The organism is Demequina maris, from assembly GCF_000971155.1.
GTDB lineage: Bacteria > Actinomycetota > Actinomycetes > Actinomycetales > Demequinaceae > Demequina > Demequina maris.
The window spans coordinates 39691-53987 of sequence record NZ_BBLX01000009.1 but is presented as its reverse complement, the minus strand read 5'-3'; the positions used below and the strand labels follow the sequence as shown (position 1 = coordinate 53987).

The 14297-nt window shown below is 73.7% G+C and carries 15 protein-coding genes; 4 read left to right on the top strand and 11 right to left on the bottom strand.

All coding sequences use genetic code 11. The annotated features are described in order from the left end of the window. Window positions 1-23 precede the first annotated feature (23 nt). Window positions 24-1403 carry an HNH endonuclease signature motif containing protein gene (locus tag AOM02_RS11010; protein ID WP_062299206.1) on the bottom strand — a complete coding sequence of 460 codons (1380 nt, stop codon included), beginning with the start codon at window positions 1401-1403 and terminating at the stop codon, window positions 24-26. Window positions 1404-1557: 154 nt separating this feature from the next. Between AOM02_RS11010 and AOM02_RS11005 the strand changes: the two genes are divergently transcribed. Then, the gene (locus AOM02_RS11005; protein WP_062299205.1) at window positions 1558-2178 is read left to right on the top strand and encodes a GyrI-like domain-containing protein; all 621 of its coding nucleotides are present in this window, start codon (window positions 1558-1560) and stop codon (window positions 2176-2178) included. A gap of 11 nt (window positions 2179-2189) precedes the next feature. On the opposite strand, the gene moaA is transcribed toward AOM02_RS11005, so the two are convergent. The 8 genes from moaA to AOM02_RS10965 all read right to left on the bottom strand — a co-directional run bounded on the left by moaA (window position 2190) and on the right by AOM02_RS10965 (window position 7769). Beyond that, window positions 2190-3188: a GTP 3',8-cyclase MoaA gene (moaA, locus tag AOM02_RS11000; protein ID WP_062299204.1), complete on the bottom strand. Its 999-nt coding sequence runs from the start codon at window positions 3186-3188 to the stop codon at window positions 2190-2192. Continuing rightward, complete coding sequence (locus AOM02_RS10995; protein WP_062299203.1) at window positions 3185-3601, bottom strand: molybdenum cofactor biosynthesis protein MoaE; 417 nt, start codon at window positions 3599-3601, stop codon at window positions 3185-3187. The genes moaA and AOM02_RS10995 overlap by 4 nt, the downstream gene beginning before the upstream one ends. Continuing rightward, window positions 3598-4089, bottom strand: coding sequence for a MogA/MoaB family molybdenum cofactor biosynthesis protein (locus AOM02_RS10990; RefSeq protein ID WP_062299202.1), 492 nt, complete (start codon window positions 4087-4089; stop codon window positions 3598-3600). Before AOM02_RS10990 ends, AOM02_RS10995 begins: the two co-directional genes overlap by 4 nt. 62 nt (window positions 4090-4151) lie before the next feature. Further along, window positions 4152-5174 carry a sulfate/molybdate ABC transporter ATP-binding protein gene (locus AOM02_RS10985; RefSeq protein WP_062299201.1) on the bottom strand — a complete coding sequence of 341 codons (1023 nt, stop codon included), beginning with the start codon at window positions 5172-5174 and terminating at the stop codon, window positions 4152-4154. After that, complete coding sequence (locus AOM02_RS10980) at window positions 5171-5950, bottom strand: ABC transporter permease (RefSeq protein WP_062299200.1); 780 nt, start codon at window positions 5948-5950, stop codon at window positions 5171-5173. The genes AOM02_RS10985 and AOM02_RS10980 overlap by 4 nt, the downstream gene beginning before the upstream one ends. Further along, window positions 5947-6717 carry a molybdate ABC transporter substrate-binding protein gene (modA, locus tag AOM02_RS14595; RefSeq protein ID WP_062299199.1) on the bottom strand — a complete coding sequence of 257 codons (771 nt, stop codon included), beginning with the start codon at window positions 6715-6717 and terminating at the stop codon, window positions 5947-5949. The genes AOM02_RS10980 and modA overlap by 4 nt, the downstream gene beginning before the upstream one ends. After that, a complete protein-coding gene (locus tag AOM02_RS10970; protein WP_062299198.1) occupies window positions 6714-7115 on the bottom strand; it encodes a TOBE domain-containing protein in 402 nt (133 codons plus the stop codon). The genes modA and AOM02_RS10970 overlap by 4 nt, the downstream gene beginning before the upstream one ends. Before the next feature lie 78 nt (window positions 7116-7193). Next, window positions 7194-7769, bottom strand: a complete 576-nt coding sequence (locus AOM02_RS10965; RefSeq protein WP_062299197.1) for a PH domain-containing protein — start codon at window positions 7767-7769, stop codon at window positions 7194-7196. 167 nt (window positions 7770-7936) lie between these two features. Here AOM02_RS10965 and AOM02_RS10960 point away from each other — a divergent pair, with 167 nt between their 5' ends. Genes AOM02_RS10960 through AOM02_RS10950 form a run of 3 tightly spaced genes read left to right on the top strand, consistent with a single transcriptional unit; the run spans window position 7937 to window position 11213 of the window. Then, entirely contained in the window at window positions 7937-9463 is a 1527-nt protein-coding gene (locus AOM02_RS10960) for a circularly permuted type 2 ATP-grasp protein (RefSeq protein WP_228373825.1), read from the top strand. Further along, complete coding sequence (locus AOM02_RS10955; RefSeq protein WP_062299195.1) at window positions 9457-10380, top strand: alpha-E domain-containing protein; 924 nt, start codon at window positions 9457-9459, stop codon at window positions 10378-10380. The genes AOM02_RS10960 and AOM02_RS10955 overlap by 7 nt, the downstream gene beginning before the upstream one ends. Further along, window positions 10377-11213, top strand: a complete 837-nt coding sequence (locus AOM02_RS10950; protein WP_062299194.1) for a transglutaminase family protein — start codon at window positions 10377-10379, stop codon at window positions 11211-11213. The genes AOM02_RS10955 and AOM02_RS10950 overlap by 4 nt, the downstream gene beginning before the upstream one ends. 19 nt (window positions 11214-11232) lie before the next feature. Here AOM02_RS10950 and AOM02_RS10945 read toward each other — a convergent pair whose 3' ends face one another. Together AOM02_RS10945 and AOM02_RS10940 are read right to left on the bottom strand one after the other, a co-directional pair. Beyond that, on the bottom strand, window positions 11233-13062 hold the full coding sequence (locus AOM02_RS10945) for a D-alanyl-D-alanine carboxypeptidase family protein (protein WP_062299193.1): 1830 nt from the start codon (window positions 13060-13062) through the stop codon (window positions 11233-11235). 148 nt (window positions 13063-13210) lie between these two features. Continuing rightward, window positions 13211-13972, bottom strand: coding sequence for a CAP domain-containing protein (locus AOM02_RS10940; protein ID WP_062299192.1), 762 nt, complete (start codon window positions 13970-13972; stop codon window positions 13211-13213). Window positions 13973-14297: the final 325 nt, after the last annotated feature.

Here is a 14297-nt window from a genome sequence, read left to right as displayed (position 1 = left end):
GGGTGGGCGCCGTCGGGGCGGGGTCATCTGGGTGGGGCGGTGGTGCTGGAGCGGGTGGTGCCTGCGAGGTTGACCTCGAGGGCGGCTTTGCCGCCTTGGCGGGGTCGCTGCTGGGGGTCGACCGTGGTGGGCGGGATGAACCACACCTTGGTCGCGGTGGCGCGTACCTGCCAGCCGTCGTCGTGGATCCTGTGGTGGCATCTCGTGCAAAGGAGCACCCCGTTGGACAGGTCGGTGGGGCCGGAGTCTTCCTTCCACCAGGCGATGTGGTGGGCGTCGCACCACGCGACGGGGGCGTGACAGAACGCGCAGCCGCCGTCACGTTCGGCCAACGCGTGACGTTGAGCGGGGGTGAAGAATCGTCGAGCAAAGCCCACGTCGAGGACCTGGGAGCCGCCACCGAGGACGATCGGCAGCACCTTCATGTCGACCGCCAGGCGTCGCGTCTGACCGGCCGACAACGGCGTCGACACCGCATCGCAGGAGCCCAGCCCCACCCCGGTGCGCAGCGCGTCGTGGTCGATACGGATCACAACCTCCGTGCTGACACCGGAGCCGGGCGCCTCGCAGCGCATTCCGTGGCGGGTGAGGTCCACGAGCGCGTCGACGCGGATCCGGCCGGCCTCACCCGCCGGGGCCGCTCCCAGCCCTTCCTCGCGGCGCTTTCGGAAGGCGGCCTTGACCTGGGCGTCGAACCACGTCTTGATCGGTGCCGCCGACGCCGGATCCAGCAGGCCCGTGATGCGGACCATCCCGTCGGCGTTCTCCGTCAGCGCCAGGTAGCGTTCGCCGCGCTGGCGCTTCTCGCGCTCGGACCACCGGTCCTGGTCCCACCGTGCCCGCAGCGCCAGGCACGCCTTGCGCAGGTCCGCCAACGACAGCTTCAACGCCTTGACCACCAGCGCCTGCTCGACCTCCTCGCCGGCACCGTCCAGGGCTTCCAGGGTCTCGATCAGCAACGCGGCCTGCGCCGCGGACAGGTCGCCGGCCCTCACCGCGGCCGCGACATGCGCGAACCGGGGCGCCTGACCGCCACCACCGGCGCCACCCTCACCACCCGCACCCGCACCCTCGCCCTCGTCGCCGTCGTCGGACCCGAACAGCCCGCCGGTGGCGATCGCATCGTGCGCCTGACCGGCCGACCCACCCCGCTGCTTCGCCACCAAACCCGCCGCGTTGCGATGCCCGCGCCGGCGTGCCATCCCACCCCCGGGCTTGTCCTTGGAGCGACGCTGCACCTCGGCGGCGAGCATCACGCCCGGCACGTCCGCCAGCCGTGCCAGCTTGCCGGCGACCTCCAGCGCGGTCGCGAGCTCGTCCTCGGACAGCGTGCGCAGATCACGCTGCTCGAAGGGCTTGAGCGGCACCAAGCCCTTCGCGACGTCCAGCACCGAGAACTCCATGGAACCAGTCCACCACCAGGGTCAGACAACGCCACAGACACATCGTCCCTGGTATGTGGACAACTTCCAGCGCACGCAGGCCCGGGGACATCAGCCCGCACAGCAACGCGGGGAGCGGCGCGGCGTGCCAGACTCGCCCCAGGGAGGTACCGCGATGCCCGACAAGGTCGACCTCAAGAGGACCCTCGACGCCTACGCAGCCAAGCGCGGCGAGGTCCGGCTGCTCGACGTCCCGCCCACCCGCTACCTCATGGTCGACGGCCACGGCGATCCCAACGCGAGCCCCGCATTCGCCCAGGCCATCGAGGCCCTCTACCCGGTCGCGTACAAGGCCAAGTTCGCCTCGAAGAAGGAGCTGGGCCGCGACTACGTCGTCATGCCGCTCGAGGGCCTCTGGACGGCCGACGACCCCGCGTACTTCACCACGCGCCGGGACAAGTCGGCCTGGGACTGGACCCTCATGATCATGACGCCGGACTGGGTGGGCGATGCGCTGGTCGAGTCCGCGATCGCCGCCGCCGGCGCGAAGGACGCCCCGGCCCGCCTGGACGACGTCCGCCTCGAGACCCTCGCGGAGGGACGATGCGTCCAGACGCTCCACGTCGGGTCCTTCGACGACGAGGGGCCGGTCCTCGCGCGGATCCACGACGAGTTCATCCCGGCGAACGGCCTGCGCATGACCGGCCGGCACCACGAGATCTACCTCAGCGACTTCCGCAAGGTCGCGCCCGAGAAGCTCCGCACGATCCTCCGCCAGCCCGTCGCAACGGCGTAGGGGACGGGACGTCAGCCCCCGATCGCGCTCATCGGCCGGGACGGCTGCACGAAGGACGGGTCGTCGATCCCGTGCCCCGGCTTCTTGAGCGACACGCACGCCTGCATGGCCTCGGCGAGCCGCGCATCGTCCGCGCCCTCGCGCATGAGGGTGCGCAGGTCGGACTCGTCGTGCGCGAACAGGCAGTTGCGGAACTGGCCGTCGGCCGTGAGCCGCACCCGGTCGCAGCGGTCGCAGAACGCGCGCGTCACCGAGGCGATGACCCCGACCGTCGAGGGGGTTCCGACGATCCGGAACTGGGACGCGGGCGCCGAGCCGTCGTGCCCGAGCGCCTCGAGCTCGTACCGCGCCGACACCGCCGCGAGGATCTCCTCGCCGGTGACCATCTCCTCGCGCCGCCACGTGTGGCCGCCGTCGAGCGGCATGTGCTCGATGAAGCGCATCTCGAGCCCGCGCTCCACGGCGAACGCCACCAGGTCGCCGATCTCGTCGTCGTTGACCCCCCGCATCACCAGGGCGTTGAGCTTGACGGGGGAGAAGCCCACGGCGCGCGCCGCCTCGATCCCGGCGAGCGTGTCCGCGAGCCGATCGCGCCGCGTCAGCTCGATGAAGCGCGACCGCAGAAGCGTGTCCAGCGAGATGTTGACCCGGGCGAGCCCCGCGTCACGGAGCGGCGCGGCGAGCGCGGGCAGGCGGAGCGCGTTGGTCGTGAGCGACAGGTCCAGCGGCCCGTCGGGCCCCCGGAGCTCGGCCAGCGCCGCGACCACGTCCACGACGTCCGGTCGCAGCAGCGGCTCGCCGCCCGTGAGCCGGATCTCGCGCACCCCGAGCGACACCGCCACGCGCGCGAGCCTCACCAGCTCCTCGGTGGTGAGCAGCGTCGACGAGGCGAGCCATGGCACCCCGTCGGCCGGCATGCAGTAGGTGCACCGCAGCGAGCAGCGGTCGGTCAGCGAGATGCGCAGGTCGCGGTGGACGCGCCCGAACCGGTCGATCAGGGCCGCCGTCACGACAGCCCCACCCACGTGTGCGAGCCATCCGCGAGCAGCTCGCGCTTCCACACGGGCAGCTCGGCCTTCACGGTCTCCACCAGGGCGGATACCGTGTCGAGCGCTTCGCGACGATGCGGCGCGGACACCGCGGCGACGATCGCCGCCTCGCCGACCGACAGGGAGCCGATGCGGTGGGTGACGGCGATGACGAGGTCGGCGGCGTCGTGGCGCGCCGCCAGCGCGCCCAGCACCTCCGTGGCGGACGGATGCGCCGAGTAGTCGAGGCCCACGACCTCGCCGTCGACGGACGGGTCGTGGTCCCGCACGGTGCCGATGAAGGTCGCGATCGCGCCCGCGCGCGGGCCCGCGACGGCGGCGACGTGCGCGTCGAGCGACAGCACCTCCGAGGTCACGGCGGTCAGCGCGATCAATGGTCCCCTCCGTCCAGCTGGGACAGCGCGTGCGGCAGCACCGCCGCCAGCACCGCGACCGCGGAGCGCGCGGCGCCCGGCGACCCGGCGACGTTCACGACGATCGCGCCCTCCTCGGTCACCCCGGCGAGGCCGCGCGAGAGCACCGCGGTGGGCACGGCCTCGGCGTCGACCGCGCGGAGCCGCTCGGCGATCCCGGGCAGCGGCCGCGAGAGCAGCGGCGCTGTCGCCTCGGGGGTGAGGTCCTGCGGGGTCAGGCCGGTGCCACCCGTGGTGAGCACCACCCGGGCGCCGCCCGCGATCGCGGCACGGATCGCGCCGCGCACCGAGTCGACGCCATCGGGGACGATGCGCGTCGCGACCTCCGCGCCCAGCGCCGCCATCGCGTCCGCGAGCACGGGGCCCGACGCGTCCGCGCGCTCGCCGCGCGCCGATCGGTTCGACGCGGTGAGGACGTGCACGCGCACGCCCGACAGGTCCGGGGCCATGCCCGTCAGTGTACGAACGCCCGTGTTTCCCCCGGGTTGCGGTGCGCTCGCGCCACGGTGCGTCAGTCGGTGAGGGCGTACGCGGCAAGCCCGCGCGGCACGCCGAACCACACGTCCGCACCCGCGTCGAGCTGTGCCGCGACGGTCGCGTCGACGTCCGCCGCGACCGTCGCGCCGACCACCCGCACCTCGTCCCCGCGCGGCTCGAGCGCCGTGACGGCGTCGGGGATCCACGCCAGCGCCCGGTCGCGCGGCGCGTCCCCGACCGCGAGCGCGACGGCCGAGGGCGGCAGCGCGACGGCCCCCGCAGCGCCGCCGCCCGGGCCACCGCTGACGGGCACGCGGGCGCCGCCCGGCAGCTCGAGCGCGCCCCCGCGCATCGTCCCGGCGACCAGCACGCGTGCGGCCATCCGCGCCGCGAACGGGGTGCGGGGCCGGGTCAGCACCTCCGCCGCCGCGCCCGCCTCCACGACGCGGCCGCCGTCCATCACGGCGACGTCGTCGGCGAGCGTGTGCGCATCGAGCGCGTCGTGTGTCGTGACGATCGCGGTGACGTCCGCGAGCAGGGCCCGCAGCATCGTCCTGATCGACGAGGCGGCCTCCACGTCCAGGCCGGCGAACGGCTCGTCCAGCAGGAGGACCCGGGGCTCGGCGGCGAGGGCCCGCGCGATGGCGACGCGGCGCGCCTGCCCGCCGGACAGCTCGCCCGGCCGGCGTGCCGCGAGATCGGCGCAGCCCACCCGCTCGAGCCACGTGCCCGCGACCTCGCGCGCGTCCCGGCGTCCGGCCGCGCGCGGCCCGAACGCGACGTTGTCGAGCACGCTCATGGGGAACAGCGCATCGTCCTGCGCGAGCAGCACGATGCCGCGCTCGCGGGGCGGCACCGGCCGCCCGGCCCCGACAAGCTCAACCCCGTCGAGCACGATGCGCGCACGGGTGGGCCGCACGACGCCGGCGATCGCCTCGAGCGCCGTGGACTTCCCGGACCCGTTGGGGCCGAGCAGCGCGAGCGTGCGACCCGCGCCGACCGTGAGCGTCGCGTCGACGTCGCGCCCTTCGACCGTGACCTGCGCCTCGAACCTCATCGCACCGCCCTCCCCGCGACGGGGCGGTACGCGACCGCGACCACTGTCACGGCGACGACCAGCAGCACGATCGACAGGGCCACGGCGGCGTCGGGGTCGGTCTCGCGCGCGAGGTAGATCTCCAGCGGCGTGGTGCGCGTGACGCCGGCGAGCGACCCGGCGAACGTCAGCGTCGCGCCGAACTCGCCGAGGGCGCGGGCGAAGGCGAGCACGGTGCCCGTGGCGAGCGCGGGCCCGAGCGCCGGCAGCGTGACGCGCGCGAGGATGCGCGTGCGCGAGGCGCCCAGGGTCGCCGCGATCGCCTCGCGCCGCGACCCGTGCGTCGCCAGCGCGGACTCGACCGACACGACCATGAACGGCATCGCGACGAAGGCCTGCGCGAGCACCACGGCGACGGTCGTGTACGCGATCGACACGCCCGCGTCCTCGAGCGGCCCGCCCAGCAGCCCGCGGCGGCCGAACGCGTACAGCAGCGCGAGGCCCCCGACCACCGGCGGCAGCACGAGCGGCGCGAGCAGCACCGCGCGCGCGACGGCGCGGACGCGTCCGTGGAGCCCGTGCAGCGCGAAGCCGAGCGGCACGCCGAGCACGAGGACGAGCGCGGTCGCGGCGATCGAAGTCCGCAGGCTCAGCGCGAGGGCCTCGAGCGACGCGGGCGCGGTGATGAGCGCCCATAGGTCGCCCCAATTCGCCCGCGCGAGCAGCCCGACGAGCGGCAGCGCGACGAGCAGCGCGCCCGCCACGGCGAGCGGCACGAGCCAGCGCGGGCCCGTCACGGCGCCCCGAACCCGGCCTCGGCCAGCACCGCGCGGCCCTCGGCCCCGGCGACGTAGGCCACGAAGTCGTCGGCGATCTCCGCGAAGTCGGACCTCTTGAGCCTGGCGATGGGGTAGCGGTTGACCACGGCGTCCGCGCCGTCGATCGCGACCGCCTCGACGCCCTCCGCGCGCGGGACGTCGGTGACGTAGACGACGCCGGCATCGGCCTGGCCGGAGGCGACCTTGCCCAGGACGTCGGTGACGCTGAGCTCCTCGGAGACCGCGGCGATGTCCACGCCCGCGTGCGCGGCGAGCGTCGCCGTCGCGGCGCCGCACGGCACCTGCGGCGCGCAGACCACGGTGACCACCGCATCGTCCGCGAGGGACCCGAGCCCGGTCACGCCGGCGGGGTTGCCCTCGGGCACCGCGATCGTGAGCGTGTTGGTGGCGAAGACGACCGGCTCGCCCGCGACCTCGTCGGCGACCGCGGCCATCTGCGCCTCGTCCGCCGACGCGAAGACCGCCGCCGGGGCGCCCTCGAGGATCTGCGCGGCGAGGTCGCTGCTGCCGCCGTACGTGACGCGCACGTCGACCCAGGGGAGCACCTCCTCGAAGCCGACGGCGAGCGTCTCCATGACCTCGGACAGCGACGCGGCCGCGTACACGTCCAGGACGTGCGTGACCGCCGTCGAGGGGGCACCCTGCGAGTCCGGCGAGAGGGCGGCGCAGCCGCCGAGCGCGAGCGCGACGACGCCGGCCGCCACCACCCGGGCCGGCGACCTCACCGGGAACCGGCCGGCGTCTCGACGATGACCGTGGTCGCCTTGACCACCGCGGTCGCGACGGAGCCCGGCTCGAGCGCGAGCTCGCGGGCCGCCTCGGCGCTCATGAGCGACACCACGCGGTGCGGTCCGCACTGGAGGTCCACCTGCGCCATCACCCCGTCGGCGACCACCCGGGTCACGATCCCCGTGAAGCGGTTGCGCGCGGACCGCCGCACGTCGGTGGGGTCCTCCGGCGCCTGCGCACGCGCGGCGTAGCCGGCGACGTCGACGCCGTCGACGAGGATCCGGCCCGCGCCGTCGCGCACCGTGGCGATCCCCTCGGCGTCGATCCAGCGGCGGATGGTGTCGTCGCTCACGCCCACGAGCGCGGCGGCCTCCGAGATACGCAGATGCGGCATGAGGGCGACGCTAGCGCCGCAGATGCGGCGGGACAAGGGTGGGGACGATGCGGCGGCGGGGGAGCGCCGCGGCGGTGCCTACGCCGTCGGCGCGGGAGGCGTCGGCGGCGCGGGAGGCGCGGGGGGAGCCGAGCGCGGCGGCTCGTCCTCGTCGCCCTCGAGCGCCTCGAAGACCTCGTGGTAGAGCACCGCGTGCACCTTCTCGACGTTGGGGATGTCGTCGAAGGACAACGGGTCGTCGGACGCGGACTCGATGATCAGCGTGCCCGTGCGGAACATCCGGTCGATGAGGCCGTGGCGGAACTGCACGGTGTTGACGCGCGCGAGCGGGATGTCGATGCCGCTCTTCGTGAGCACGCCGGTGCGGTAGATCACCCGGCGGTCCGTGATGACGAAATGGGTGGTCGCCCAGCGGATGAACGGCGCGATCGCGAGCCACACGATGAGCACGAGCCCCACCACGCCCACCGCGATCGCGAGGCCGGTCTCGAGGATCCCGTCCAGCTCGACGGTGCCGAGCCACCACAGCACGAACGACACGAGCGCGATGGCCAGCACCGACACGAGCACCGGGCCGACGAGCGCTTTCCAGTGGGGGTGGCTGTCGACGACGACGTCCTCGTCGGGGGCGAGCAGGTTCCGCGGGTATGCCATGAGGGGAACGTAGCAGCGGGAACGCCGCGCGGATAGGGGCGGCGATGACGCGCCGGAGACGCGATCGTGACCGCTCCGAAACATGACGTGGCTATCGTGGCCACATGACCGCCGACCAGCAGACGCCGTGGACCGGATACCAGCCGGTTCAGGCGTGGGACGAGGCCATGGACCTCGAGGGCCGCGTGAGGGACCCGTACCGCCGGGTCTACCACGAGATCGATCGGATGTCCGGCGAGGACCTCTACTCGCGGGCGGAGGCGCTCGCGTCGACGTACCTGGCGCAGGGCGTCACCTTCGACCATGCGGGTGAGGAGCGGCCCTTCCCGCTCGACATCGTGCCCCGCGTGGTCGGCGCCGAGGAGTGGGACATCATCTCGCCCGGCGTCGCGCAGCGCGTGCGCACGCTCGAGGCCTTCCTCGCGGACGTCTACGGCTCGCAGCACTGCGTCAACGACGGGATCGTGCCGCGCCGCCTCATCGCGACGTCGCAGTACTTCTACCGGGAGGCCGCGGGCATCGACCCGGCCAACGGCGTGCGCGTCCATGTGTCCGGCATCGACCTGGTGCGCGACCAGCACGGCATCTGGCGCGTGCTCGAGGACAACGTCCGCGTCCCGTCGGGCGTGAGCTACGTGCTGTCCAACCGCCGCGCGATGTCGCAGATGTTCCCCGACATGTTCGGCGCCATGGGCGTGCGCCCGGTCCTCGAGTACTCGCAGCGCCTGCGTGCCGCGCTCACCCGTTGCGCGCCGAACGACATCGACGACCCGACGATCGTCGTGCTCACTCCCGGCGTGTTCAACAGCGCGTACTACGAGCACTCGCTGCTCGCCCGCACCATGGGCGTCGAGCTCGTCGAGGGCCGCGACCTCGAGACGCACAACGGCCGCGTGTACATGCGCACCACCGCCGGCCGTCGCCGCGTCGACGTCATCTACCGCCGCGTCGACGACGACTACCTCGACCCCGTGGTGTTCCGGCCGGACTCCGCGCTCGGCGCGCCGGGCATCGTCCACGCCGCCCGCCTGGGCAACGTCACCATCGCCAACGCGGTCGGCAACGGCGTCGCGGACGACAAGCTCATCTACACGTACATGCCGGACCTCACGCGCTACTACCTGGGCGAGGAGCCGATCCTGCCCAACGTCGACACGTGGCGGCTCGAGGAGCCCGAGGCGCGCGAGGAGGTCATGGACCGCCTCGCCGAGCTCGTCGTCAAGCCGGTCGACGGCGCGGGCGGCAAGGGCGTGCTGATCGGCCCCAAGGCCTCGCGCGAGGAGCTCGACCAGGTGCGCGCGCAGATCCTCGAGGACCCGCGCGGGTGGATCGGCCAGCCGGTCATCCAGCTGAGCACCGTGCCCACCCTCACCGACGACGGCCTCGAGCCGCGCCACGTCGACCTGCGCCCGTTCGCGGTCAACGACGGCGACGACGTCTGGGTCCTCCCGGGCGGCCTCACGCGCGTCGCGCTCGCCCGCGGCCAGCTCATCGTCAACTCGTCGCAGGGCGGCGGCTCGAAGGACACGTGGGTGCTCGGAGGCGAGCGCCAGCGCGGCAGGAAGACCCCGCCGCCGGAGTCCCGCGTCGAGCTGTCGGGCATCGGCGCCGTGCCGCAGGCCGCGCACCCCGACGACATCGAGCACGGCCAGCAGCAGCAACAGCAGCAGCAACAGGGGGAGCCGACATGCTGAGCCGCATCGCGGAGTCCCTCTTCTGGATCGGCCGCTACGTCGAGCGCGCGGACAACACTGCCCGCCTCCTCGACGTCCACCTCAACGTGCTGCTCGAGGACCCGTGGGTCGACGAGCCGAGCGCGAACGCCTCGCTGCTGTCGGTGATGAACTGCGAGTACGAGGCGCCGGTGAGCCGCCGCGACGTGCTCGCGACCCTCGCCTTCGACCCGGAGCGCTCGTCCTCCATCGCGTGGACGCTGGGCGCCGCCCGCGAGAACGCCCGCCGCGCGCGCGAGGTCATCAGCACCGAGGTGTGGGAGTCGCTCAACACCACGCGCAACCAGCTGCCGCGATGGACCGCCTCGGCCCGCCCGCACGAGTACTTCGTGTGGGTGCGCGAGCGTGCCGCCGTCGTGTGGGGCCTGCACTCCGCGACCACGTCGCGCGACGACGCCTGGCACTTCATGGAGCTCGGCCGCTCGCTCGAGCGCGCCGACATGATCGCGCGCCTGCTCATGACGCGTCACTTCGAGGGCACCACGGGCCCCAACTGGACCACGCTGCTGCGTTCGTGCTCCGCGCACGAGGCGTACCTGCGCACCGTCCGCGCTCTCGTCACGGAGGAGCGCGCCGCCGAGTTCCTCCTGGTGGACCGCCTGTTCCCGCGCTCGATCGCGTACAACCTGCAGAAGGCCGAGGACACGCTCGGGCTCATCGAGGGAGCCTCGAACAGCCGGGCGCTGTCGGACCGCGCGCGCCTCGCGCTGGGCCGTGCGCGCACCAACCTCGAGTACCGCGACGTGCGCGACGTCCTCGACGACCTGCCCGGCCAGATGCGCGAGGTGCAGAGCGCCTGCGGCGCCGCCTCGGACCTCATCCGCGACCGCTACTTCCTGCCGGCGTCGACCGTGCTGTGGAGCCAGGAGGCCCTATGACCACCCTCCGCATCGAGCACCGGACGAGCTTCACGTACGAGGGCTCGATCGTGTCCTCGTACAACGAGGCGCGCCTGACGCCCGCCTGGCTGCCGCGCCAGCGCGTGCTCGACTCGAAGGTCGAGATCTCGCCCGTGACGTGGCGCTCGTCGTACCGCGACTACTGGGAGGCCGACGTCGTCGTCTTCGAGGTGCTGCAGCCCCACGAGAGCCTCTCCGTGGTCGGCTCGAGCCTCGTCGAGGTCGCGAGCGTCCCCGCCCGCGAGGAGCGCGTGGCGTGGGAGACCCTCACGGGGCCGCGCTTCCAGGACCTGCTGAGCGAGTACCTCGGCCTGAGCGACACCACCGAGCCCACCGAGGAGCTCGAGGCCTTCGCCCGCGACGCGGCGGGACGCCTCGGCCCGGACGAGACGGCCCGGGCGATCTGCGACCACCTGCACGACCAGATGAGGTACGTGCCCGGCTCGACCTCCGTCCACACGCCGGCCCGCGACGCGTGGGAGGCGCGCTCCGGCGTGTGCCAGGACTTCGCGCACCTCGCGATCGGCGCGCTGCGGACCGTGGGGATCCCGGCCCGCTACGTGTCCGGCTACCTGCACCCCAAGCGCGACGCTGCGATCGGCGAGACCGTGTCGGGGGAGTCGCACGCGTGGGTCGAGTGGTGGACCGGCGACTGGTACGGCTTCGACCCGACCAACGACCGCGAGGTGGGCGACCACCACGTGATCGTGGCGCGCGCCCGCGAGTACGGGGACGTGCCGCCGCTCACGGGCGTGGTCGCCGGCAGCACCACGGGCCTCGACGTCCAGGTGCACGTCACGCAGGTCGAGTAGGGACGATGCGGCGGGCGCCTCAGCCGAGGTGCTCGAGGTGCCACGGCTCCGGCTTGGAGCCGCCCGGCTGCGCCCAGCCGGGGAGCGTCCACCCGTACTGCGGGGCCGCGGACACGAGCCACGCGTAGGCCTCGCCGTCGTAGCCCCCGGGCAGCCCGGGCTCGGAGAGGTCGATCGCCTCGCCCCAGCCGTGGTTGGACGTGCCGGGGACCGCCGCCATGCCGCCGTAGCGCGCGGTCGCCGCGAGCTGGCCCGCGTAGTCGCGGTACGCGCTCGAGACCGGGATGTGCAGGCCGAACAGGTCGTGGAAGGCCGCGTCGAGCCGCGTGAGGTCGTCCGCCGCGCCGCACGCGAGCAGCAGGTCCTCGTGCCAGGGGAGGCCGCACAGCGCCGACGCGGGGATCCGGCCGTTCTCGTACTCCGCGGCGAGCGCGGGCGCGGTGGTGCCGACGCCTCCCGCCGCGCCGCCGGTCGCGGTCGAGCCGCCGGTGCCGTCGACCGCGAGGTAGCCGGGCGAGGCCCACAGCAGGCGGTCGCCCACGACCACCTCGACCCAGCCGTCCGAGGTGACCGCGCCGGTGGTCTCGAGCGACGCCCCGTCCTCGCGCTGCATCGCGATCGCGGCGTTCGTCGACGGTCCCGCGCGCAGGTTCAGCGCGCTGTCGACGTCCACCTGCACCACCGTGGGGTCGACGAGCCGCAGCGGCGCCGCCCAGGACACGAAGCCGACGTCGGCACGATGCGCGAGCTGCAGGATCGCCGCGATCGCGCCGCGCGAGAGCGTCGCGCCGGGGTGGAGCTCGAGCCCGTCGGGGCCCTCCGACCCGAGCTCGCCGACGGTCTCCGCGAGCCAGCTCGCCGCATCGTCCGTCTCGGAACCCGCGACCACGTCGGCGTACACGCCCCGGTCCTTCGCCTTGACGTCGGGCGCCCCGGCGAAGCGGTACAGCCAGCGGGCCATCGCGCCCCGCGTGAGCGGGTCGTCGGGCCGGAACGCGCGCGCGGTGCCGTCGAGCCGGCCGGTGACGATGCCCTGCGCGGCGAGCCACGCGATCTCCGCCGCATGATCGGTGTCGCGGCGCCCGGCGTCGGCGAACGGCGACGCCTTCGGGACGATGCGCGCGGGCGACCCGGCGAGGCGGTACAGGAAGGCCGCGAACTCGCCGCGCGTGAGCGTGGCCTCGGGCTGGTACGCGCGCCCGGCCTCGGTGAGGACGCCGTCCGCGATGCCGGCACGACCCATCCACGCGATCGGCCCGGCGAACACCGAGTAGGTCGGGTCGCCCAGGAGGTCCGACACGTCGTCGAACGTCACGGGCTCGAGCGCCTCCGGTCCGGGCACCCCGGCCGATGCGGGGGCGTCGGGGTCGTACGGCGTCGACTCGGGCGCGGCGGGGGAGGGCGACGGGGTGGTCGTCCCGGTCGACCCGCCGGAGCCGGTGTCGGGCGCGTCGTCCGCAGGGGCGGTCGTCGCGTCCGGCTCGGGAGACGTGGTCGTGCCGCCGGAGGTACCGCCGGCGCTGCCGCCGGACGCCTTGCCCCCGCCCGCATCCGTGGTCGGCGCGGGATCCGGGTCGGTAGCCGGCTCCGGCGCGGGCTCCTCGGTCGTGGCGGTCGGCGCGGGCTCGGCGGTGGGCTCGGGGGTCGCCTCCGCGTGGGCGACCGCCGCATCGTCCGGCGTGACGGTGGTCTCGGGCGAGGCGGAGGCCTCGGGCGGGGCGGGGGAGGGCGTGACGGTCGCGGCCGTGGCGGCGGTGGGGCAGGCGAGCAGGAGGCTCCCCGCGACGGCCGCCGTCGCGAGCCCCGAGCGCAGGACGAGGGGGTGCCCCGACCCGCTTCGATGCGGCATCGGCTCCCTCCCTCCGCAGCCGGGCGGCCGTGCGTCGGGGGTGCCCCGCGAGGGGCCGCGTCAGGCGTGAGTCGATGCCGTCACGTGGTGCCCTGGCGCACGGCGTCCTTCCATGGTGCCACGGCTGCGCAAGGGGGGCCCGGGGAGGTCAGCTGAACTTGACGCCCACGCTCATGCGCTTGGTCGTCTTGTAGCCGCTCTTCTTCGCGATGACCTTGACCTTGATCGTGTGGCCCTTGTCGGCCCACCGCAGCTTGTAGGTCTTGCCGGTGGCGCCATCGATGCGCTTGCCGTCGCGGAACCACCGGTACTGGAAGTTCGGGCTCGGACGCCACGTTCCGGTCTTGGCGGCAACGTAGTTGCCCATCTTGAGCGTGCCGTTGACCTCGGGGCGCGGCGCCTTGTTGAAGGACAGCGGGTACTTGCCGAAGTTCTGGGTGGCCCAGGCGCAGTCGCTGGACTTGTCGTACGCGATGCCGATGCCGATGTCGGTGTAGTTGCCGGTGATGTTGGCCTCGTGGCCCGCGGACTTGAGCCACGCCGACATGATCGCGTTGGTGTTCGCGGCCTTGGTGCCGTAACCACAGGCGTAGCCGACGTTCTCGGCGGCGCTGTAGAGGCCGGACGGCATCTGGCTGGAGAAGTTGGGGTTGTGGGCGAGGGTGCGGGTCGACTTCATGTGCCCGCTCCAGCCCTGGGACACGTCGACGATCCCGGTGCGCAGGTTGAGCGGCTTGAGGCCCTCGTCCGCGCGGTACGTGTTGGTGCGCTGGAGCACCTTCGTCATGGGGTCGACGGCGGCGTCCGCCGGACCTCCGGTCAGCCCGAGGGCGACGACGAGCACTCCGATGAGGGCGAGCACGGCTTTGCTCGCGAGGGTGTGCGGGACCGCGGTGGCGGACGGGCGCATGCTGACCTCCTGTTCGTGGACCACGGGCCTTGTGCGCCCGTCTCCGTCGTGGATATCGGCATGAAATCGCGATTCCGGTAGTCCCGGCAGGGGTTTGTGGGGTATGCCACATTTCGCCCATGCGTAGATGTGGTCAATGTCACTCGCGGTTACGCGTCAGCAACATCCCTGGTCCGCGAACGATGACCGCGCGGCCGGGCCGGAGCGGGGTGCCGGAGCCCTCCTCGCGGCCGGCGCCCCGGGTGGCTGGCGGGTGAGGCCGTTGGAGCCGCCGGGGACGCCGGTCGTCCGCCCCGAACGGGCACCCCTGCGGGCGCGGCCCATC